Below are 21910 nucleotides of genomic sequence, written 5' to 3' on the forward strand. Positions count from 1 at the left end.
CCCGCATGTCCCCCCTCTCCATCCCCGAGCTCGTGCGCATCAAACCCGGCGCGCTGGACCGGCTCGGCGTCTACCTGGCCCGAGCCGGACACCGGCGCATCGCCCTGCTGGTGAGCGCGGGGATGCTCGGTGCGCTGGAGCAGCGCCTGGGCACGAGCCTCGCGCGGGAGGGCATCACCGTCCTCCGGCGTGAGGAGGTGGACGCGGCGAGCTTCGAGCGGGCCACCGCGCTGTTCGCCGGCCTCCCCGGAGGCTGTCAGGCCCTGGTGGGCTTCGGCGGCGGCCGGGCCCTGGACGTCGCCCGGTACGTGGCCTTCCTCGCGGGACTGCCGTACGTCGCGGTGCCGACGTCCCTGTCGAACGACGGGTTCTGCAGTCCCCGGTCGAGCCTCACGCAAGGGGGCCACCGCCGCTCGCTGCGGGCGGCGATGCCTTCCGGCGTCGTCGTGGACACCGACGTCTGCCTTCAGGCGCCAGCGCCACTGTGGTGGTCCGGCGTGGGCGACCTCGTCGCGAAGGTGACGGCCATCGCCGACTGGAAGCGGGCGTTCCATGCCCGGGGCACGCCTGTGAATGACTTCGCGGCCCTGCTCTCGGACGCCACCGTGTTCCAGTTCATGGCGAGGCCCGTGAAGGACCTGGAGGGCGTCCGCCTCCTGGCCACGGCCCTCATGCTCAACGGGGTTGCGATGGAGGTGAGCGGCTCGTCACGTCCGGCGAGCGGCAGCGAGCACCTGCTGTCCCACGCACTCGACACGGTGTCCGCGCGCCCCCGACTCCATGGGTTGCAGGTGGGCGTGGCGACCTATATCGTCAGCCGGCTGCAAGGCCAGGGGACGGAGCGGGTCGCCTCCGTCCTCGAGGCCACCGGTTTCTGGCAGGGCATCCGCGCGGACCCCTTCTCCCGCAGGGAGTGGCTCGACGCGGTGCGCCTCGCTCCGTCGCTCAAAGAAGACTTCTATACCGTGCTCTCGTCACGGGATTGTGCCTCTCAGGTCGAGGAAATCCTGGAAAACGACACGGCATTGGAAGGCTGCTTTGGGGACTGAGCAGGGGGATGTAGGCAAACCTGTCCCAGGATTCTCATGTGGCGGGGAAGACCCATTTACAGAAGCACCCCTGGGAGTCGAGCATTGGACAAAATGGATTCGCCCCGCTCGTTTCGCCGGCTCGCGCACCTTGTCGCGTTGGGCGCCGCGCTGTTCCTGGTGTTTGCCCGTCCTTCCATTGCACAGGCCGCCGAGGCAGGTGCCCCCGTTCCCGTGGTCGAAGGGTGGCGCTTCCGCTGGGGCGACTCGCCCTTGGGTGCGGATGGCGTCCCCACCTGGGTGAAGGACCCGGGCGCGCCAGAGGCGTGGCGCCCGACGCCCGCGCTGACGGAAGTCCCGGGCCGTGGCGACCACACGTTCCTGTGGCTGCGCATCCCGGTGCCCGACGGCGGCTGGGCCGAGCCCGCGCTCTTCCTGGGCGAGGTCTCCAGCGCCGTCGAGGTGTACGCGGAAGGACGGCGCATCTACACGAGCGGGAAGATGAGCCGCTCCGGCCGCGAGGTCTCGGAGAACCTCGCCTGGCACCTGGTGCCGCTGCCGCGCGAGGCGCTCGGGAAGGAAGTGCTGCTGCGCATCCAGTCCAGCGCGCCCAAAATCGGTGCGTCCCAGGACGCGAAGGTGGGCTCGCGCCATGAATTGCTCGCCACCGTGACGCGCGAAGGCCAGGCGCCCTTCGTCATGGGCGTGCTCCTGCTCGCCGTGGGCCTCGGAGCGGGCGGGGCCTTCGCCGTGCACTGGCGGCGGCGGATGCTCGCGGGGCTGGCCGTCTTCTCCTCCAGCGGCGGCACGATCCTGCTGGCATTGAGCGGCCTGCCCACGGCGCTCTGGGCGATGCCCGTCGCCGCGACGCGGGGCATGCTCCTGGGCATCTTCCTGCTGGCGGCCGGCCTGATGGCCTTCGTCTCGGACGCGCTGCTGGAGAACCGGCTGCGGTGGTTCTTCAAGCTCTCGGCGGTCTTCTCCGTCATCTCCGCCCTGTGCGCCTGCGCGGCCATCATCGATCTGGGCCTCGGCCAGCGGGTGCTGGTGACGTTCATGCCCGTCGCGCTGCTGATGCTGCTGGTGAGCTTCGGGGTCGCGGTGCGCGAGGCCTGGCGCGGAAACCCCGATGCCCGCCTCTTCGTCTCCGGGTTGTGCGTCCTCGTCGTGGCGCTCATCGTCACCGTGCTGCCGGTGCTCGGGGTGATGGAGAAGTCGCTCGGCAACGTCTCGCACTGGGGCTACCTCGCGCTGACGCTGTCGCTCATCGCGGTGGTGGTGCGCCGCTCCATGGAGGTGGTCCGCGCGCTGGAGACGCACACCCGCCAGCTCGAGGAGCGCCAGCAGGAAGTGCGGACGCTGGCCGAGCGCATGGGCAGTGGCGCCGGCGAGCTCGCCACCGTGGTACAGCAGCTGCGCTCGTCGAGCGACCAGCAGACCGAGGGCGTCAGCCGTCAGGCCGTCGCGCTGCAGGAGGCGGAGCAGACCGTGAAGGAGATCCGCCGCAGCTCGCAGATGACGGCGGAGAAGGCCGGCGCCCTGGCGGAGGCGTCCGAGAACGCCGAGCAGGTGGGACGCGAGGGCATGGAGGCCCTGGAGCGCACGCTGACGGACCTCGCGGCCATCCGCTCCGAGGTGTCCGAGATGGCGCGGCGCATCCTCGCGTTGGATGACCAGACGCGCGAGGTCTCCACCATCGTGGAGTCCGTGAAGGACCTGGCGGACCAGTCGAACATGCTGGCCATCAACGCGGCCATCGAAGCGGCGCGCAGCGGTGAGAGCGGCAAGGGCTTCGGCGTGGTGGCGCGCGAGATGCGCGGCCTCGCGGACCAGTCCATCCGGGCCACGCACCGCATCCGCGAGGTGCTCGACGGCGTGAGCACCAGCATGCGCGAGGCCGCGCGGAACAGCGAGAAGGGCGACGAGCGCGTCCGGCAGAGCCTCGATGCCGTGCGGACTTCGAGCGCCCAGTTCCAGCAGCTGGCCGTGCTCATCGCGGACACCAGCTCCAGCGTGCGGCAGATCTCCGCCGCCGTCAGCGCGCAGGACGCCGGCACGCACCAGATGGCCACGGCCATCCAGGAGCTGTCCGGACAGATGCAGCGCACGCTGAAGACGGTGCAGGAGACCCAGGAGGCCACCCTCTCCGTCCAGACGCTGGCGGAGAGCATGTCGGGCATGGCGAAGCAGACGCTCCGGGCCGACGGGGCGGCCATTCCCGCTCCCCAGGCGCGCTGAGGCTGGCTCGAGGCGAAGCACCCGGCACGCGGCCGGGTGCAGTCACCGCAGGCACCCGGCGCAAGGCCGGGTGCTCCCACGCGGACGTCACCCGAGGGTGAAGGTCACCCGGATTCCTCCGAGGAGGTACTCGTCCCCGTCCGATACGAGGCGGCGGGAGATGCGGGTGTTGTCGAACCACGTGCCGTTCGACGACGTGAGGTCCTCGATGAAGAACTCCGCGCCCTCTCGCACCACCGCGGCGTGCTCGCGGGAGACGCGCGCCGACTTCACCATCAGGTCGCAGTGCGCCCCACGGCCGATGATGAAGCGCTCGCGGGCGACCCGCACCGGCTCGCCCCCGTCGAGGCGGATGTGAAGCAGCACGCCTGACGTCGTCGGGACGATGATGGTGGTCTCCACGGGAGCGGGAGGCTTCGGCGTAGGAACCGTCGCTCCGCCTGCCGCGGCGGCCGCGCCCCCAGCGGCACCCGGGCGCGCCTCATCGTCCTCGTCGTCCGAAGCCTCCTCATCGTCCGAGGCGTCTTCGTCGTCCGAAGCCTCCTCATCGTCCGAGGCGTCTTCGTCATCCGAGGCGTCTTCGTCATTCGAGGCCTCCTCGTCGTCCGAGGCGTCCTCGTCGTCCGAGGCCTCCTCGTCGTCCGAGGCCTCCTCGTCGTCCGAAGCCTCCTCGTCGTCCGAAGCCTCCTCGTCGTCCAAAGCCTCCTCGTCGTCCGAGTCTTCCGCCTCCGCGCGGAGCCGCTCGTCCACGGGCTCAACCAGACGATCGACGTCCGCGATGATGTCTCGTATCCGCGCCACGGCCCCCTGCCGGAGCGCCGCCACGTCCACCTGGGGGCTCTGAGTGCCAGCCTTCTCGTCCGTCGGCTCCGGCGCGTCCGGCCCAGCGCTCGCAGCCCCTCCCCCTACCGCGAGCACCGTGGGCGGGCCTCCGGTGTCGGCATCTTCCGCGAGGTCGCGACGGGGCTCCGCCACGTCCACGCGTGGCCTTTCTTCGCGCGGCTTCTCCAACTGCTGTACGGCCGGCGCGGACGCAGCCGTGGCCCCATCCAGGAGATTGACCTGGGTCGGGGTGATGAAGCCGAACTGACGCGCCAGCGAGAAGATGGCCTGATTGAGCAGGACGTCGCGGTCCACGCCCATCTCGCGGCTCATCGTCTCCAGGGCGGTCCAGAGCGGATCCGAAACAGCGACCGTGCGGGAAGTGCGATTCATGGCTCAGCTCCCCCTCAGGTTGTCCTGCCAGGGCGACACGTTGGACGGGTTGATCAGCCAGAGGAACATCGCCTGCATGTCGGCGTACTGCTGCTCGGCGATGCCCACCAGGTTGGGGTGGAGCTCGTCGATGTCCACGCCCTCGAACACGAACCCCGGCGAGTTCGACATCTTCGCCCCCCGCCCGCCCGTCACGCGGATGTCCCGGCTGCGCCACAGCCGCTGGCTGGCCATGCCCGCGGCGTGACCGAACTCCCCGGGCGGAGCCACCGCCCTCGGCATGACCACGCCACGCTCACCACAGGCCCACATCAGCCACGTCAGCGCATTCCAGTCCGCACGGGCCGCGCGGGCGAGGTCCGGCAGCCCCATCTCATGAATGGGAAGCGTCTCGTCGATGGAGATCGTCTCCCCCTCCTCGTCGTCGAACTCGTCCACCACCAACTCCAGGGGCCCGCCCGGGAGCAGCGCGGACAGGTCCGGCGGCATCCACGGCAGGGACGCACCAGGCTTGAAGCGCTTCAGCATCGCCGAGCGCACCAGCTGCAACCGGGTGGCGTACTTCTGGACGATGCGATGGATGGCGGTCAGCTCCTGTCCGGGGGCCTCGGGGAGGCCATCATACGTCGAGTGGGGCTTCTCCTCCGCCGGCCAGAAGTCGAGCCGGCGGAAGAGGCACCGCGCGTACGCCTCCAGGAACTTCGCCGTCTTCGGCTCCGTCGCCGTCAGGCCCTCGGCATCGAGCTTCGCGTGCTGGTCGAGCCCGAGGTTCAGCAGGATGAGTCCCCGGGTGAACAGGTACTCCGTGCGCTCCGGATGCAGCAGCAGGGCCGCATTGACGAAGTCGAGCGCCGCGCAGGGACGGTCGGACTGGTCGAGCAGCACCGCGTACCCCCGCAGCAACATGCCCGCATCGCCCCCGCGCACGAGCGTATCGGCCATGGGCGCCCAGGCGTCCCCCGCCCCCTCCAGCGTCTGCCCCGCGACGTCCCGTGCGTTCTCCGGCGTCCGAGGCAGCGCCACCCGGGCCAGCAGCTCCGACAACGCCTCCGCCCGCTGATCACACGCCGCCGCGCGCGCCACCGCCAGCACCGCTTCACGGTACTTCTTCGCCTCGGCGCACGTGGCGGCGTACTCCCGCCAGGCGCTCGCCGTCCGGGGCAGGTTGGAGAAGACGGGCGAGTCCTTCAGCTCCTCCTCGCCCTGCGCCGCGCCCAGGTCTCGCGTCGTCACCACCTTGCCGTCCGCGTCGAGCAGCGACCAGACGCCGCGGGCCATGTCGTCCTCGCACTCGCCCTGGTCGAAGGCGACGCGCGGGTCCAGGTACTCGTCCTCCGAGCGCGAGTGGTAGCGGCCGGAGCGGCTGCCATGGACGTATTCGGCCTCCCACACGAGCTCGCCCTGCGCCGTCCAGAACCGGCACAGCCCATGGCGCTCCCCCTCTGCGTCCAGGTGGACGTGGGCCCACTGGCCCTCGTCCTCGCGGAACTCCGCCTCGGGGGGAACAGCCTTGGGGCGCTCGGGGTACGGCTCGCCGGTGGTGGGCACCACGCGGCGGCCCTGGCCGTCGAAGTGCTGGATGCCCACGACGCGACCCTGGTCGTAGACCATGACCGTCTTGCGCACCTGCTCCGAGACGCCGTTCTCGTGCATGCGCTCGGTGGTGAAGCCCGCGGTGGCGTGCCAGGTGCGCGGCCCGTGCAGCGCCCCCTCCACGAACTGGCCTTCCTGGGACACGCCGCCACTCTCATGGAAGCGCTTGAACGGGCCGTGCGGCTTGCCGTGCTCCATGTGGCACTCGTTGCAGAGCGTGCCGTCCGCGCGCCAGAACCTCCACGGGCCGTGCTTCTCGCCGTCGTCGTCGTGGCCGCCGTGGCCCCACTCCTGGTCGCCCTCGTCCCATCCGGCCTCGGCGGGGACGCCCGGCGGCGCGATGCCCTGCTCCGTCAGCCGCTTGTTCTCCTCCGCCTTCTTCACCAGCGCGGTGTCGAGCGTCTTCAGCGACTGCACCAGCGACTCCAGGCGCGCCCGTGGCAGCGCGCCGCTGGAGCGGTGCACGATGACGCCGTCCTTGAAGCCGATGAGGGTGGGAATCGACTGGACGTCGAACCGGCCTCCGAGGTCCGGGTGCGCCTCGGTGTCGACCTTGCCGAAGACGACGTCCGGGTGCGCCGTCGCGACGGCTTCGTACGTGGGTGCGAAGGCCCGGCAAGGTCCGCACCAGGCTGCCCAGAAGTCCACCAGGACCAGGCTCGGTTTGCTCGTGGTCTGCTGGAAGTTCTCTTCCGTCAGCTCAAGGGTGTGCTCGCTCAAGGGGGCTCCTCTGACGTGGAAGCCGCCGCTTCTAGTGGAAGCCCTGTCGGCAGGCCAGACGCAACCGACACTGAAAAGAAGGGCCTACACCTCGAAATCTCGGAGTGCGAGAGAGCGGCACACAGGTAAGGCGAACCTGTACTCCCCGTGAGGAAGGGGGCCCGGGCCACTCACGCGACGACGCGCGCGAGGAACGGTGCCGTGCGGCTCACGGAGGACCGGGCGACCTGGGCGGGCGTGCCGGCGGCAACCACCCTGCCACCCTCGTCACCCGCGCCCGGCCCCATGTCGATGACCCAGTCGCTCTCCGCGATGACGCGCATGTCATGCTCGACGAGGATGACGGTGTTGCCCGCCTCGACCAGGCCCTTCAGTTGCGTCATCAGCTTGTCCACGTCGGCGGGGTGCAGGCCCGTGGTGGGCTCGTCCAGGACATAGAGCGTGTTGCCACGCTGCATCCGCTGCAACTCGGTGGCGAGTTTGATTCGCTGGGCCTCGCCGCCGGACAGCTCGGTGGCGGGCTGGCCCAGGCGCAGGTAGCCCAGGCCCACTTCGCGCAGGACGGCCAGTGAGCGGAGCACCTGCGGCTCGTCGGCGAAGAACTCGTGCGCCCCGTCGACCGTCATGCCCAGCACCTCGGCGATGTTCTTTCCGCGGTAGCGAATCTCCAGCGTCTTCGCGTTGTAGCGGGCCCCGTGGCACGTGGGGCACGGCGCGTAGACGCTGGGGAGGAAGAGCAATTCGACGCTCACGAAGCCCTCGCCCTCGCACGTCTCGCAGCGGCCCTTGGCCACGTTGAACGAGAAGCGCCCCACGTCGTAGCGCCGGGCCTTCGCGGCGGGCGTCGCGGCGAAGAGCTTGCGGACGCTGTCGAACAGGCCCGTGTACGTCGCCAGGTTGGAGCGCGGCGTGCGTCCGATGGGCTTCTGGTCCACGCGCACCAGGCGTTTGATTCCCTCCATCCCCTCGGCAATCCGGCCGCCGGTGGTGAGCACCACGGTGCGCTCCAGCTCCTCGCCCTCTTCCTCGTCCAGGGGGGCTTCATGGCCGAGCTCCTCGGCGACCAGCTCCACCAGGACCTGGCTGACGAGGCTCGACTTGCCCGAGCCGGAGACGCCCGTCACCGTGGTGAAGACGCCCAGCGGGAAGTCCACGTCGAGGGAGTGCAGGTTGTTGCGGGTGACGCCTTCGAGCCGGAGCCAGCCCCTGGGCGCGCGGGGTGCGTGGCGAAGGCGCAGGTCCGTGCCGAAGAGGTAGCGCCGCGTCTTGGACGACTCCACGTGCTGGAGCCCTTCCAGCGGCCCGCTGTAGAGGATGCGCCCGCCCTTCTCGCCCGCCTCCGGGCCCACGTCGACCACCCAGTCGGCGTGCCGGATGACGTCCACCTCGTGCTCCACCACGAACAGCGAGTTGCCCGAGCCCTTGAGCTGGTCCAACGCCTTCAGCAGCGCCTCGGTGTCCGCCGGATGGAGGCCGGCGGAGGGCTCGTCGAGCACGTACACCACGCCGAACAGGTTGGAGCGCACCTGGGTGGCGAGCCGCAGCCGCTGCAGCTCCCCGGGCGAGAGCGTCGGCGTGCTCCGCTCCAGCGAGAGATAGCCCAGGCCCAGCTCGGTGAGGACGCTGATGCGCGCGAGCAAATCCTTGGCGATGCGCGCGGCGACCAGCGCCTGCTCCGGGTGCTCGCGCGCCAGCTTCGCCGCCCCCGGGCCCGTGCCGTCCGCGGCGGGGCGCAGGATTTCCGCCACGCGCTTCAGCGGCAGCCGGGACAGCTCACCGATGTCGAGCCCCGCGAAGGTGACGGACAGGGACTCGCGGCGCAGCCGCTTCCCCTGACAGACGGAGCACTGCCCGCCCACCATGTACTGCGACACGCGCTTCTTCATCAGCGCGCTCTGCGTGGTGGCGAAGGTCTGCAGCACGTACTTCCGGGCGCCGGTGAAGGTGCCCATGTAGCTGGGCGCCTCCTTGCGCTTGAGCGCGCGGCGCGTCTCCGCCGGGGTGAAGCCCGCGTAGACGGGGACGGTGGGCTGCTCGTCCGTGAAGAGAATCCACTCCCGGTCCTTCTTCGGGAGGTCCTTCCAGGGCGTGTCCACGTCGTAGCCGAGCGTCACCAGGATGTCGCGCAGGTTCTGGCCGTGCCACGCGGGCGGCCACGCGGCGATGGCCCGCTCGCGAAGGGTGAGCGAGTCGTCCGGCACCATGGACTTCTCGGTGACTTCGTACACGCGGCCCAGGCCGTGGCAGTTGGGGCAGGCGCCCGCCGGCGTGTTGGGAGAGAACGCGTCCGAGTCGAGGTGCGGCTGGTGCGGCGGATACGTCCCCGCACGCGAGTACAGGAGGCGCAGCGAGTTGGCGATGGTCGTCACGCTGCCCACCGACGAACGGGACGTAGGCGAGCCCCGGTGCTGCTGGAGAGCCACCGCCGGAGGCAGGCCGTCGATGGAGTCGACCTCGGGGACGCCGGCCTGGTCGATGAGCCGTCTCGCGTAGGGCGCGACGGACTCGAAGTAGCGCCGCTGCGCCTCCGCGTAGAGCGTCCCGAAGGCCAGCGAGGACTTGCCCGAGCCGGAGACACCCGTGAACACGACGAGCGCGTCCCGGGGAAGCTCCACGTCGATGTTCTTCAGGTTGTGCTCGCGGGCACCCCGGACGCGGACGTATCCCGTTCGCGTGCGGCCGGACGGCTCGTGAGGATGCTGGGGGTCGCGGAGTTTGCGCATACGCGGTCTGATGAAGGGTGGTGTCGGAGGAGGCGAAGGAACAGGGGACGTCCGTGCGCCCGGGCAGCGAGCAGGCAGGCCCGCACCTCTGGTAGATGGGCGCGGCTGTTCCACTTCTGACCGGAGTTCCAAGATGACCAAGGTTTCCAGCCGCGTGCTCGTGCTCGCCCTGATGCTCACCTCGACCAGCGCCCTCGCGGGGGAGCAGTGGGTGCAGGCCCGTGCGGTGCTCAACTCGTGCGGCTACTTCAATAACGCGCAGGTGGAGGTGACGCTCTCCTACCGCAACCTGGACCTGCCCTGGGGCACGTCCGTGTACCTCATCTACGGCTGGGGCGGCGGCACCACCACGACGTCGTTCGACTGGGCGCCGCAGCCGACGACCGTGCAGGCGCCCGCGACGGCGCCGTACCACTGGGGCACGAAGGTAACGAGCATCATGTGGGCGCGGAGCTCGACGACGTACTCGAGCATCAACTACGTCTGGAAGGTCGTCCTCCCGGACGGCACCGAGTTCTACGAGAAGGGCAATGCTCCACGTATGGCTACTACGCCGCGAACTTCTCGGCGGTGCCCGTGCCGTGCGTGAATGATGGGCAGTTCATCGGCCCCCCGCAGCCGCTGGCCATCACCACCGTCGTGAAGAACTGACGGGGCTTCCGCCCCCTTTCTCGGAGTGGCTGTTCCCGACCGGCCTCATGGCGGATGCTGTGGGGCCGTGTCGGCTTTCCGGCCGTCGAAAAGGGGGTTCCCATTTTCCGGCGGTCGGGCGGTCTTCTCTCCAAATGGAGTGCACCGCCGTGAGTTCCCATGGATGACACGCAGCTGGGCCAGCTCTACGAGCGCTATGGCTTCCTCGTGCACCGGCGCTGCCTCCAGCTCGTCCGCCGGCCCGAGGACGCCGAGGACGCGCTCCAGGAGACCTTCCTCCGCGTGAAGCGCTATGGCCCCCCGCGTGACGGCGGGGCCACGCTCGCCTGGCTCTACACGGTGGCGGCCCGCTGCTGCTTCGACCTGATGGAGAAGCGGGGCCGCGAGCCCGTGGCCGAGGAGTCGCAACTCGCGGCCCTGGAGGAGCGTGGCGGCGGCTCGACGGAGGACGCGGACCGGCGCGCTCTGCTCGGCGCCGCGCTGCGCACGCTCGACGGCAAGACGCGCACCATCGGCGTGCTCCACTACCTGGACGGCTACACCCAGGAAGAGGTGGCCGAGCAGACGGGCTTCTCGCGGAAGACTGTCGGCAAGAAGCTCAAGACATTCGAGGACCGCATCCGCCAGCTCTTCGGTGGACGCGGCAACGAGGCCCCACGATGACCGCTCCCCTTCCCCCCTCCCCTCGCGGCCCCGAGTGTCCTCCCGCCGCCGTGCTCGAAGCGCTCTCGGCCGGCGAGCCCACGCCGGACGCGACGCGGGCCCACGTGAAGTCCTGCGCCGCGTGTGGCGCGCAGCTCGACGCGCTCACTGGTGGACGGGAGGCGTTCCTCAAGGCCCGGCCGGCGGACCGCTTCCTGCGCCAGCTCGAGCGCCGCGAGGAGACCGCTGCCCGCGCACCCGCTCCGTGGCGCCGCTTCCTTCCGGTGCTAGCCGCCGTGGTGCCCGTGCTCGTGCTGGTGCTCGTGGTCGGGCCGAAGCTGCTCCAGGACAACCCCGGCGTCACCTGGAAGGGCGAGGCCTTCCGCGTGGTGGCCGCACGTCCGGGTGCGGAGCCCACGCCGCTCGCTCCGGACAGCGTGGTGAAGGCGGGAGACCGGCTGCGCTTCGCCTACGAGTCGCCCGAGGCCGGACACCTGCTGGTGCTGGAGCTGGACGGCCGTGGCGGCGCGAGCGTCTTCCACCCGTTCAACGGGACGACGTCCGCGCCTCATGCCGCCGCGCAGCGCGACTTCCTGCCAGGCAGCGTGGAGCTGGATGACGCGCCGGGGGCGGAGTGGCTGTTCGCCGTCTTCTCCCCTCGCCCGCTCCAGGCGGACCCGCTCCTCGCGCAATTGCGTGAGCAGGCGGGCCGCGCGGAGCCCACCCTCACCTGCGACGGCTGCCGCGTCTCCTCGCTGCGCCTGCGCAAGACGCCCTGACCATGCGGCTGCTGCCCCTGCTGTTGCTCGTGTTCCTGTGGCCGTCCCTCGCCCCGGCGGAGACGGTGCGCCTGCTCGTCTCCATCGGCGCCAACGTGGGCGACCCGGACGACGCGGTGCTGCGCTTCGCGGATGACGATGCGGCACGCGTGCGTCAGCTCTTCGTGGAGCTGGGCGGCGTGCGCGCGGACCGCGCCTCGGTGCTGGTGGACGCCCCGGCGCAGGACGTGCGCCAGAAGCTCGCGGAAGTGGCGGGCCGCGTCGCCGAGCTGCGTGGCGAGGGGCATGACCCCGTGCTGGTGGTCTACGTCTCCTCGCACGCGAAGGCGGGAGTGCTGCACCTCGCCGGCACGCACCTGCCGCTCGCCGAGCTGCGCGACACCGCGCGCAAGGCCGGTGCGCGACTCACCGTCGTGGTGGTGGATGCGTGCGAGAGCGGCACGCTGGCGCAGAAGAAGGGGGGCCGCGCGGCGCCCGCGTACGACGTCGCGCTGGAGAAGCTGCCGCTGCACGGCCAGGTGGTCATCTCGTCGAGCGGACCGGCGGAGCTGAGCGAGGAGTGGGACTCACTGCAGGGCTCGCTCTTCACGCACCATCTGCTCACGGGCCTTCGTGGCGACGCGGACGCGGACTCGGATGGCAAGGTGTCCCTCTCCGAGGCGTATGCGTATTCCTACCGGCGCACCGTGGCGGGCGCGGCGGGCGCGGGGCAGCACCCCGCCTACGCATTGGAGCTGGCCGGCACGGGCGAGTTGGTGCTCACCGAGCCCGCGGGTGCGAGGAGCGCGCTCGTCTTCCCCGCCGCCGCGTCGGGACGCTACGTGGTGTCCAGCCGCCCGCGTCCGGACGTCGTCGCCGAGGTGGAGAAGGAGCCCGGCCGCCCGCTGCGGCTCGCGGTGCCTCCGGGGCGCTACCTCGTGCGCAAGCGCGCGGGCGCGAGCACGGGCCTGCTGGAGGTGGAGCTTCCCTTCGGCGGCGAGCGGCAGGTGAACGAGGCCGCGCTGGAGTGGCGCCGCTACCAGGAGGTCGCCGTGAAGGGCGGCGCACTGGAGCTGCGCAATGCGGCGGTACTCGCGCTCGGACGCTGGGAAGCTGCGCCCATCCCCGGCACGGGCTCGCGCGTGTCGGCCGCGCTGGGCTACCGACACACGTGGGGCGCGTGGTGGGCGCTGGGCACGCTGTCGGGCACGCGTGCCTCCTACCGGGGCGTGGGACTCGGCATCACCGAGGGCGCGCTGGGGCTGGGCGCGTCCGCGGGCTACCGCTGGCTCGAATGGGCCCTGGTGCCCCACGTGGGCCTGTCCGTGGAGCTCATGGGGCTGCGGCAGTCCTTCCGGAGGGACCGGGAGGAGGACATCCAGGACACGATGGGGCTGCCCGGGCTGGCGCCTCGGAGTGCGCTGGGCGTCGCGGCCGGGCCGGTGGTGGGCGTGGAGGTGCCGCTGCCAGGGCCGGCCTTCGCGCTCGTGCAGGGACAGGTGCTGGTGCGCTACCTGCCGCCCGCGAGCGACGGCGTGGCGCCCTTGCGCCTCGTGCCGCTCGCCAGCGCGGGTGCGGGCTTCCGCTTCTGAGAGGACATGCCGTGATGCGCCGAACGATGGGGCCACTCCTTCTCCTGCTCATCCTCGTCACCGCGTGTGGCCACCCCGTGGACACGACGTACGCGGGCGAGCCGCTCGTCACGCTGCGGGGTGAGGCGAGCCTCTCCGCCACCGACCGGCCCGACGGCCCGGTGCGCCTGACGCTCGCGTGGTACTCCGGCCTGGTGGACGACACCGCGGCGCTGCCGAGCGCCCCCGCGTCCATCCTCACCGAGGACATCGCGTTCCAGGCCACCTTCCCCGCGGACTTCGCGCTGCCCCTCACCCAGCCTCCACCCGAGGGCGCTCGCGTGGCGGTGGGAGGCCGTATCCGCGGACGCGCCGCGACAGGCTTCCTGCTCGCGTACCGCGACGTGAATGACAACCACCGGCTCGACCCGCTCCCGGCCAGCGGTGGCGGGCCCTCGAGGGACAGGGTGGTGGGCTCGTCATGGGGCGGGATGGAGTCGTACGTGCTGCTGTACCTCGAAGAGTCCCAGGACGCGGACACGGGCCTACGGCGTGGCTTCAACCTCCTGCACGTCACCGTCGAGGGCGCCAGCGTCGTGCCACTCGGCACGACCCTTCCGCTCGCACTGAGCGCGGGCAGCGCACAGCTGGACCTGCTCGCGTGCGAGGTCGCCTGGGACAGCGCTCCGGAGTCGGAGCCTCCGTGCGGCCTGTCCTTCGAGCCACCGCCACCGCCTCCGGGAACGTTGCGGGTGGAGGGTGTGGTGTCCCTCGCGGGCCGCGCGGTGACGGTCCGTCTCGCCGTCGTGAAGGATGATGAGTACCTCGATGACGCCACCGTCACCCTGGCCGGGCGCCCGGTGCCCTACGTGCGCGAGCGCTTCGCCTATTACCTCGAAGAGGCGGATTCCACGCTGCTCACCGAGGGCGGCACCGTGGAGCTGGTGGTCCGCAGGGAGGACTCCGTCACCCGCCGCCTCCTCACCATCCCCGACGGCTTTTCCATCACCTCGCCAGCGGCAGGAGCCCAGGTGAAGAGCGGCACGGAGCTGGACGTGGCATGGACGAAGGCCCCCGGTGCCGCCGCCTACGCCGTGACGTTGGAGGCGCCGGAGGAGGATGGCTCACTGACCCGCGCCTACACGTCCGAGACGCTCACGACGCTGCTGCCCTTCTCGTACGTGGGGGAGGTCACCCTCCGCGTCGCCGCCGCAACGCAGGCCCCGGACCGTGAGCGGCTGGGGTGGATTGAAGTCGAGAACGTGCGCACGCGGCCGCTCACCTTCGTGCCCTGAAGAAAAAAGCGGTTCCCAAAAATAATGGGTCGCCCGGTCTTCAAGACGTGAGCGCCTCGCAGCCGCGGGGCCTCTCTCTCGAACCGGAGTCCCGAATGTTCGCTGCACGCCGCGGTTTCCGCAGTCTCTCGCTCCTCGCCCTCCTCTCCCTCTCCGCCTGCGAACCCACGGAGCCGGGCCCCATCCAGACCCCGCCCCCGGCGAAAGCACCCGAAGCCAGGCTCGAAGGCGAGCTCATGCTGACGCCGGGCACCGAGCTGGGCGGCCCCGTCCGCCTCGCGCTCGCGTGGTACCCCACCCTGCTCGCCGGGGACTCCGGCACGATGACCCGACCCGCCGGCATCGTCACCGAGGACATCGCCTACTCGGGCGGCTTCCCCGCGCGCTACACCTTCGACGTGAAGCACGCGCCGCCCGCGGAGGCGCTGGTGCAGCTCGGCGACGGGATGCAGGGCAAGGGCGCGGTGGGAATCCTCCTCGCGTACAACGACGGCAACGGCAACGCCGCGCTGGACACCATCCCCGCGGACGGCACCCCGGTGGACCACGTGCTGGGGGCCTCGCTCGTGTGGACACGTCCTCCCGCCTTCATGGTGGTCTACCTCGACTCCGCGCAGGCGCCCGCGACGGGGCTGAAGCAGGGCTTCAACCTGGTGCGCATCAGCGACAACCTCACGTCCGACGTGGTGCCGCTCACCACCCCCATCCCGCTGGCGCTGCACGACGACCCGCTGCTCGACGCGTTCGTCTGCGAGGCGGCGTGGGACGACACCGCGGAGCAGGCCCCTTGCGGCCTGCCCGGCCATGAGGAGCCCGTCGAGGGCGTGCTCTCGCTCACCGGTGGGGCCGTCATCGACGGCAACCGGCTCGACGTGTCGCTCGCCGTGCACCGGGACGAAGAGGCGGTGACGGACGCGGAGGTGACGGTGGGTGACTTCGTCGCCACGTACGACGCGGCGCGGGGCCGCTACACGCTCCACCTGGACGACGCCTCGGCGGTGGTCGAGAGCGGCCTTGTCACGCTGGTTGCCCGCCAGGGTGACGCCGCGGTGGGGCGGACGGTGGTGGTGCCCTCGGACTTCCGGGTGACCTGGCCGACAACGCCAGCGAGCTACAGCCCCGGCGCCGAAGTGCAGGCGGCGTGGTCGAAGTCGCAGGGTGCGTCGGACTACTCGGTGCGGGTGGTCGCCGGGGACCAGGTGCTCGCGTCCGAGCTGACGCAGAAGCAGTCGCTGAAGCTCGCGACCGAGTCGTACGCGGGCGCCGCGGTGCTGCGCATCGAAGCCGTCGACGCGAGCGACGGGCTGGTGATGCGCCGGGTGCGCGAGGTGCCCATCGCCTTCACCCCGTGCGACACCGTGACGGACGGCAGCGGCCTGACGGCGGACGGCTACTTCCTGCAGTACGTCCGGAACATCTTCGGCGAGGAGTCGAGCGAGGTGTTCGCCGACGTGAAGGACGACGGAGTGTCAGTGACGGACGCCAGGGTGACGCTCAGCGGGTGGGACGTGCCGTATGTGCGGGAGGTGGGCGGCTTCCAGAACGGCTTCGTCACGCTGGGCGGCGGCGTGGGGCTCGGTGACACGGTGGAGCTGCGGGTGATGCGCCAGGGCGAGGTGCTGTGCCGCACCCTCACCCTGCCGGGGGACTTCGCCCTGGACCTGAAGGGCGCCTCGTCCCGTCCTTCAGGCTCGCCCCTGAGCATGAATTGGACCCGCTCCGAGGGCGCCGTGCAGTACGAGCTGTGGCTCGGCAAGACGTTCCACGAGCCCATCTACTCGGCGAGCACCAACGAGCTCGAATACACCTTCGAGCAGATCGACTACGTCGGTGAGCTCAACCTGCGCTTCTCCGCCGTCGCGCACCCGGCGCACAACGACACCCTGGGCTGGATGGATGTGAAGCGGACGCGCCTGGGCGGCGCCACCTTCACGGAGTGACGACTCCCACCTGGAGCCGCCAGGCGGGTGGCGGAGCCTGTTCCGGGGCTCCGCCACCCGCGGCCATTTGTAGCGCCCGAAGTCACAGCGGGGCCCGGCGTGTGGCATGTGGCGCTACCTGGCCCGTGAAAGGCCCCTGCCCTCCCTTCCCGGCCGGGCTGCTCCCGAGGGTGGCACCCGGGCTGCACGGAGGGCGCCCGTGGTGCGTCCCGGTCCCCAAGAAAAGAGAACACGGGCAGGAACCCCGGGGTTTTCTGACCCGCCATCGTCCCTGGTAGCTTCGGCGGGCGTGAGCGAGCCCCGTCACATCCCATTCGGCAAGTACGAGCTCCAGGAGCGCCTGGGGAGCGGCGGCATGGCCGTCGTGTATCGGGCGCTCTACACGGCGGCTCCTGGCGTCACGAAGCCCGTGGTCATCAAGCGCGTGCTGGGCACCTACGCGGAGGACCCGGCCTTCGTGGAGATGTTCCTCAACGAGGCCCGCATTTCGGTCGGGCTGAGCCACGGCAACATCGTGCAGGTGTTCGACTTCGGGAAGGTCGACGGCGAGTACTTCCTGGCCATGGAGTTGGTGGACGGGCACACGCTGGGGCGGGTGCTCAAGGCGGCGAAGGTGAAGGGCCTGGCCTGCCTCCCCGCGCCGCTGGCGGTGGGCATCGCCCTGGAGATGTGCCGGGGCCTGCACCACGCCCACACCCGCCTGGACGCGCGCGGCGAGCCGCTTGGCGTGGTGCACCGGGACCTCTCTCCGGACAACGTCCTCCTGAGCTACGAGGGCGAGGTGAAGCTCACCGACTTCGGCATCGCCAAGGCGCGACTCAAGGGCCGGCCGGAGACGGAGGTGGGCATCGTCAAGGGCAAGTACCTGTACTTCTCGCCGGAGCAGGCACGGGGCGAGGCGCTGGACGCCCGCTCCGACGTGTACACGGTGGGTTCGGTGCTGTACCAGATGCTCTGCGGCCAGCGCCCGGCGGATGGCAGCGAGTTCGAGGTGATGCGCAAGATCTCCGAGGGAGAGCTCACCCCCGCGCTGTCCCTCAACCCCACGCTGGACTCCGACCTGCAGGGCATCCTCCGGCTCGCGTTGGCCACCTCGCGCGAGAAGCGCTACCTGAGCGCGGAGGCCCTGCAGCAGTCACTGTCCGACTGGATGGGGTTCCGCGCGCCGCGCTTCCCGGCCAACGCGCGCAAGCACTTCATGGGCTGGTTGTTCCAGGAGGAGCTCACCGCGCTGAAGCGGGCACCGCAGATTCCGGCGGACTTCCTGTCGCAGCTCCAGGCCTGGCGCGGCAGGAGCGCCGCGATGCCCGTGCAGGACGGCGCCCCCCGGTCGATGACGCCCATGAGCCCGCCCCGGGCATCTCCGCTGGGCAGGCCCGCGCTCGCGGTGGACGGAGTCTCCGCGACCCAGGTTGCGAAAGAGGCCGCGCGCCCGCCCGTGCCGCCCGCATCCGCGAGCACTCCGGATGCGCCGGGCACGGGGCCCACCCACGCGAACCTGCGCTCGCGCTTCCGTGCGCACCTGCTGCGCCGCCCGGCCATGGTGAAGGGAGTCCTGGGCGCACTGGCCGTGGGCATCGTGAGCCTGGTGGGAACGACGGTGGTCCGGGGCGCGCGGGAAGAGCAGCGGCCGGATTCGCCTCCGGTGGTTGCTACGCCGCCCCGCTCGCCGGAGCCTTCCACCGCGACACCCTCTACCGCGACGCCCGGGGGCGCAACGGCGGCCACCGCGACGCCCCCCACCGCGACGGGCGTCGAGGCGATGCCCACGGGTGCGACCAGCGCCACGGGGACGCCCTCCGACGCGATGCCCGCGGGTGCAACCACCGACACCGGGACGCCCTCCGACGCGCCCCCTTCCACGGCAACCGCGCCCGACCCCGCTCCTGGCGCCACCGAGCCCTCCTCCCCCGAGGACGAGACGCGTCTCGCGCTGGAGAACGGGCTGTATTGGACCTCGCGCGCTGACGACAACCGGGCCCTGGGGTGGTTCCAGCAATGCCTGCGGTTCGACAAATCCCAGGCGCGGTGTCACCTCGAATTGGCTCGCATCTACTCGCGCCGGGGCGCGATACGGGATGCAATGAAACACTTCACCTCTCACCTCGCCCTGGAGTCCGAAGGACCCTCGGCGGACGAGGCGCGCAGGTACCTGAAGCTGTACGCAGGCTCGGACCCTCCGTAATGCCTTTCGGCCACACTGGAGTCGCACTTTTGTCTGACGCGCTTCGTGTGGTGCAAGCCAAAGGGATTGCGATACACAGACGGCATGTCCCCATCCATTTCGCGTGTCGTGACCGCTGTCGCGTGCTCCCTCTTCCTGTCCGCGAGCCTGACGGCCTGTGGTGATGACGAGATCAGCTCCGACGAGCAGGCCCGGCGTGCCTACCTGGGTCTCGACAAATCGGTGAGCAAGGCCCTGCAGCTCGGCTTCTCCGGCTTCAACGCCGCGTCGAGCGCGAACATCCCGGCCCAGTCGGCGTCCGGCGACGAGACCGGGACGCTGGTCATCACCGGGCAGGTGGACCAGGGCTCCTCGGCCAACAAGGGGATGCGGCTGCGCGAGGGAATGACCAGCTACTCCGACGGGGAGATTGACGTGGGCGAGGACGAGGACCCGGTGAACATCACCTACGCGTCCACCACCGACCAGACGGCCCAGCCGGAGCTGACCCTCCAGCTGCGGAACATCCCCAACGGCACCTTCACCGGGACGCTCGTGGGCACCTTCCAGATGACCGGAGACCTGGAGGGCGACGTCACCCTGAACCTGAACCTGACCGGTGAAATCGAGGACGACGGCACCGGCAACGTCCAGCGCAAGGCGGGCAGCACCCGGGTGACGGGCACCGCCACCTCCGGTGACGGCACCTATAACGTCGACGTCACGCGGTAGCCGCCGCGCGACGCCTCACGGGTAGCGCGCGACGCCGGAGGGCTCGGGCTCCGGGAGCGGGATGAAGTCCGTCTCGCCGGGGACCGCGGCCATGCGGCCGGACTTCCAGTCCTCCTTCGCCTGCTCGATTCGCTCACGCGAGCTGGAGACGAAGTTCCACCAGATGTGGCGCGGCCCATCCATGGGCTCGCCGCCGAAGAGAAGCACGCGACCTCCCGCCTGCGCCGAGGCGGTGACCACCACCTCCGCGCCGGGCCGGAAGATGAGCAACTGCCCCGGCCCGTACGTCTGTCCCTCGAGCTCGACCAGGCCCTCCGCCACGTACGCCGCGCGCTCCTCGTGGCTCGCACGGACCTGAAGCCGCGCGCCGGCCGCGAGCACCGCGTCCGCGTAGAACAGCTCCGACAGCGTGCTCACGGGAGAGCGTGCGCCATACAGGCCTCCGGCAATCACCCGCACGCGCGCCCCGGCGTCCTCCACCACGGGCAGCGCCTCCGCGGGCGTGTGGGCGAAGCCGGGCGCAATCTCCTCGTGCGTCTTCGGCGCGGCCACCCATATCTGGATGCCGTAGAGCTTCCCGCCCGACGCGCGCAGCCCCGGGGGCGTGCGCTCGGAGTGGGTGATGCCGCGTCCGGCCACCATCCAGTTCACCGCGCCGGGCTGGATGGTCTGCACCGTCCCCAGACTGTCCCGGTGGAGGACCTGACCCTCGAAGAGGTACGTCACGGTGGCCAGGCCGATGTGCGGATGCGGCCGCACGTCCAGCCCGTGCCCGGAGCGGAACACCGCCGGCCCCATCTGGTCGAAGAAGATGAAGGGGCCCACCATGCGGCGCCGCATCGAGGGCAGCGCCCGGCGCACCTCGAAGCCGTCACCGAGGTCGCGCGTGCGCGGCATGATGATGGTCTCCAGCGCGGAGCTGGGATCCGGGTCGACAAAGGGCTCGTCGGGCATCTGCCAGGCCATGGGCTCGCGTCTCCACGAAGGTCGGTGCGTCCGTGCCGGAGGGCACGTCGGGACTGTTATCGCCCGTTGCCCTCCTTCCTGCACGAGGAACGCTCAAGGCACCTGCGAGGAAGTCCCATCCACGCCAGAGACGCTCTTCCACTCCGTCAAGTCGCGAACTTCCTTCGGGTCCGCCTTGAGCAACCCACCCTTGGCGTAGCGGTTCCGGTCCATGCGCAGCCCGGGCCGGTGCTTGCCGAGCCTCACCAGGTTCCGGCCCCGGACGACATTCTCGCGGACCGTCACATTCTCGCTGGGCGCGTTGTTGGCCCCCAGGCCGACCATCAGCCCGTAGCCCTCCGTCTTGTCGATGCTGTTGCCCACCACCGCCACGTCCTTCGCGTTCTCCACCCGGATGCCGGTGCCGTCACCGCCGCCCTGCTTCGAGATGTCGGTGATGCGGTTGTCCTTCACCTCCACCGCGCTCGGGCTCGGCTGGTTCCCATCCTTCACGCCACCGACGGAGATGCCCCGCCCCGCGTCGGAGATGCGGTTGTCCTCCACGCGGACATTCTTCGCGGAGTAGTGGACCACCACCGCCTCACCCGCGGACGTGGCCGACTTCCGGAAGCCGTGCATGTCGTTGTCGCGGATGACCACGTTGCTGCACGTCTTGATGTCCACCGCGTTCTCGTCGTTCGAATAGAGCCGGTTCTTCTCGACGAGCAGCCCGCGCGCGGGCGCCTGCCCGGCCCGGTCCGGCTTGAGGCACTGCACCGAATCACCCGAGTTGTCGTGGATGTCGTTGTCGCGGACGGTGATGTCGCGCGACGTCGCCTGGACGACCACGCCGTGCGAGTCGCCCCGGGGCTTCTTCCGGAAGTCGTGGATGTTGTTGCCCTCGATGGTGACGTCATGCGCGCCGCCGAACGTGGTGACGCCGCCGCCCAGGGTGCCGTCATGGACGTGCGAGCCCGCCAACACGGAGCCCTCGGTGTTCCCCTCGAAGATGACGGCGAAGCGCGGCTGGCCCTTCACGTCGATGTCGAAGCCATCCACAATCCAGTAGGGCTTGCGGAACTGCACGAGCGCCCCACCCTTGCCCGGGACGATTCTCGCGTGCCCCACGGCCTTCACGGTGATGGGCGCGTCCTTGCGTCCCGGCTTCACGTCGCCGTCGATGACGACGCTCTCCGCGTAGGCGCCCGGGAGGACCTTGATGGCCTCACCGGGCCCCACCGCACGCATGGCCCGGCGGATGGTGCGGAACGGCTTCGCCTTCGAGCCCTCCGCCGTGTCCGAGCCCGAGGTGCTCACGTACCACTCGCGGGAGAAGTGCTCCGGGCGCGAAGTGGAGGTGCCCGAGGGCATCCCCGACCCGCCCGTTCCCCGACTCGCCTCCTCGGCGCCCTGTTCCTGTCCGGTCTCGGGGAGCTGGACCCCTGCTTCGTCCGCGGTCTTCTGCACCTCGCTGCACGCGCCCAGCACCACGGTGAGGAGCCCCACCCCCATCCACATCGCTCGCTTCATCGTGCGTCCCTCCTGTCCTGGAGGAGGGAGACCCCTTCCGGCGATTGTGAGCAGGGGGCACGACGTGCGCTCGCCTGTCCGTGAGGAGGGCGGCATTGGCGAGCAAGCGGCTCGATGAAAGCACTGCGCCCACCCGTCCGTGAGGAGGGTGGGCGCGGGTGAGCA

The 21910-nt window shown here is 70.6% G+C and carries 15 protein-coding genes; 10 read left to right on the forward strand and 5 right to left on the reverse strand.

Going from position 1 to position 21910, the window contains the following annotated elements; all coding sequences use genetic code 11:
* Positions 1-5: 5 nt before the first annotated feature.
* Positions 6-1049, forward strand: coding sequence for an iron-containing alcohol dehydrogenase family protein (locus OV427_RS00050; protein ID WP_267854071.1), 1044 nt, complete (start codon positions 6-8; stop codon positions 1047-1049).
* A 93-nt stretch (positions 1050-1142) separates the two neighbouring features.
* Positions 1143-3266, forward strand: a complete 2124-nt coding sequence (locus OV427_RS00055) for a methyl-accepting chemotaxis protein (RefSeq protein ID WP_267854072.1) — start codon at positions 1143-1145, stop codon at positions 3264-3266.
* A gap of 87 nt (positions 3267-3353) precedes the next feature.
* Here OV427_RS00055 and OV427_RS00060 read toward each other — a convergent pair whose 3' ends face one another.
* The 3 genes from OV427_RS00060 to uvrA all read right to left on the reverse strand — a co-directional run bounded on the left by OV427_RS00060 (position 3354) and on the right by uvrA (position 9517).
* Entirely contained in the window at positions 3354-4481 is a 1128-nt protein-coding gene (locus OV427_RS00060) for an FHA domain-containing protein (RefSeq protein ID WP_267854073.1), read from the reverse strand.
* A 3-nt stretch (positions 4482-4484) separates the two neighbouring features.
* A complete protein-coding gene (locus OV427_RS00065; protein WP_267854074.1) occupies positions 4485-6794 on the reverse strand; it encodes a thioredoxin domain-containing protein in 2310 nt (769 codons plus the stop codon).
* Between the two features lie 170 nt (positions 6795-6964).
* A complete protein-coding gene (uvrA, locus tag OV427_RS00070) occupies positions 6965-9517 on the reverse strand; it encodes an excinuclease ABC subunit UvrA (protein ID WP_267854075.1) in 2553 nt (850 codons plus the stop codon).
* Positions 9518-9650: 133 nt separating this feature from the next.
* Between uvrA and OV427_RS00075 the strand changes: the two genes are divergently transcribed.
* From OV427_RS00075 to OV427_RS00110, 8 genes are all read left to right on the forward strand, one after another.
* Entirely contained in the window at positions 9651-10106 is a 456-nt protein-coding gene (locus tag OV427_RS00075) for a hypothetical protein (RefSeq protein WP_267854076.1), read from the forward strand.
* Between the two features lie 221 nt (positions 10107-10327).
* Positions 10328-10831 carry an RNA polymerase sigma factor gene (locus OV427_RS00080; protein WP_267854077.1) on the forward strand — a complete coding sequence of 168 codons (504 nt, stop codon included), beginning with the start codon at positions 10328-10330 and terminating at the stop codon, positions 10829-10831.
* Complete coding sequence (locus tag OV427_RS00085; protein ID WP_267854078.1) at positions 10828-11589, forward strand: hypothetical protein; 762 nt, start codon at positions 10828-10830, stop codon at positions 11587-11589. Before OV427_RS00080 ends, OV427_RS00085 begins: the two co-directional genes overlap by 4 nt.
* Positions 11590-11591: 2 nt before the next feature.
* Entirely contained in the window at positions 11592-13160 is a 1569-nt protein-coding gene (locus OV427_RS00090) for a caspase family protein (RefSeq protein WP_267854079.1), read from the forward strand.
* Positions 13161-13186: 26 nt separating this feature from the next.
* On the forward strand, positions 13187-14434 hold the full coding sequence (locus tag OV427_RS00095) for a hypothetical protein (RefSeq protein WP_267854080.1): 1248 nt from the start codon (positions 13187-13189) through the stop codon (positions 14432-14434).
* 95 nt (positions 14435-14529) lie between these two features.
* Positions 14530-16374 (forward strand): hypothetical protein, encoded by a 1845-nt coding sequence (locus OV427_RS00100; RefSeq protein ID WP_267854081.1) that lies wholly within the window; start codon positions 14530-14532, stop codon positions 16372-16374.
* Between the two features lie 289 nt (positions 16375-16663).
* Positions 16664-18559, forward strand: a complete 1896-nt coding sequence (locus OV427_RS00105) for a protein kinase domain-containing protein (protein ID WP_267854082.1) — start codon at positions 16664-16666, stop codon at positions 18557-18559.
* Positions 18560-18643: 84 nt separating this feature from the next.
* Entirely contained in the window at positions 18644-19270 is a 627-nt protein-coding gene (locus OV427_RS00110) for a hypothetical protein (protein ID WP_267854083.1), read from the forward strand.
* A gap of 15 nt (positions 19271-19285) precedes the next feature.
* Here OV427_RS00110 and OV427_RS00115 read toward each other — a convergent pair whose 3' ends face one another.
* Both OV427_RS00115 and OV427_RS00120 read right to left on the reverse strand, forming a co-directional pair.
* The gene (locus tag OV427_RS00115; protein WP_267854084.1) at positions 19286-20236 is read right to left on the reverse strand and encodes a pirin family protein; all 951 of its coding nucleotides are present in this window, start codon (positions 20234-20236) and stop codon (positions 19286-19288) included.
* Positions 20237-20329: 93 nt separating this feature from the next.
* Positions 20330-21745 (reverse strand): right-handed parallel beta-helix repeat-containing protein, encoded by a 1416-nt coding sequence (locus OV427_RS00120; protein WP_267854085.1) that lies wholly within the window; start codon positions 21743-21745, stop codon positions 20330-20332.
* Between the last annotated feature and the right edge of the window lie 165 nt (positions 21746-21910).

The sequence above is a fragment of the Pyxidicoccus sp. MSG2 genome (assembly GCF_026626705.1).
Lineage (GTDB): Bacteria > Myxococcota > Myxococcia > Myxococcales > Myxococcaceae > Myxococcus.